This is a genomic window from Bradyrhizobium sp. NBAIM08, assembly GCF_020193935.1.
Taxonomy (GTDB): domain Bacteria; phylum Pseudomonadota; class Alphaproteobacteria; order Rhizobiales; family Xanthobacteraceae; genus Bradyrhizobium; species Bradyrhizobium yuanmingense.
Genome location: NZ_JADYVR010000328.1, coordinates 1 through 450, shown reverse-complemented (window position 1 = coordinate 450; position 450 = coordinate 1). Strand labels below are relative to the sequence as shown.

Sequence of the window (450 nt, the reverse complement as noted above, 5' to 3'; positions counted from 1 at the left end):
ATGTAACCCAGCGCGCCGGAGCCGTTCCAGATCGGGATCTGGCGGGCGACGAGCGGTTCGAGACTGTAGGGCTGGATCGCGGAGATCAGTTCGCGCACGCGTCCGCGCGCCTTGTCGATCTTGTTGATGAAGATGCAGTGCGGCGCCTGGAGTTCGTCGAGCCTTCTGAGGAGTGGCTGAAGCAGGCTGGCGCGACCCGGGTCAGGGTCGGCTACGACGATGGTGAGGTCGACTGCGGGGATGACGTTGTCGGCGTCGCTGGCGAAATCAACTGAACCGGGGCCGTCGAGGACGACGTAGCGGTCGTCCATGAATTCGAAGGCGCCGACATTGAGTTCGGTAGAGAGACCTCGGGCGCGCGCTTCGTCACTTGCGTCGCCGACGGAGGTGCCTTGCGACACCGATCCCTTTCGCTGGATGCGACCGGCCGCATGCAGCATCGATTCAAGC

General features: G+C 64.0%; 1 protein-coding gene. It reads right to left on the bottom strand.

Translation table 11 applies throughout. The features are described 5' to 3' along the window. Positions 1 to 401: GTP-binding protein (locus I6F37_RS39730; RefSeq protein ID WP_368736817.1), on the bottom strand; the 401-nt coding region annotated here is incomplete at its 3' end. Positions 402 to 450: the final 49 nt, after the last annotated feature.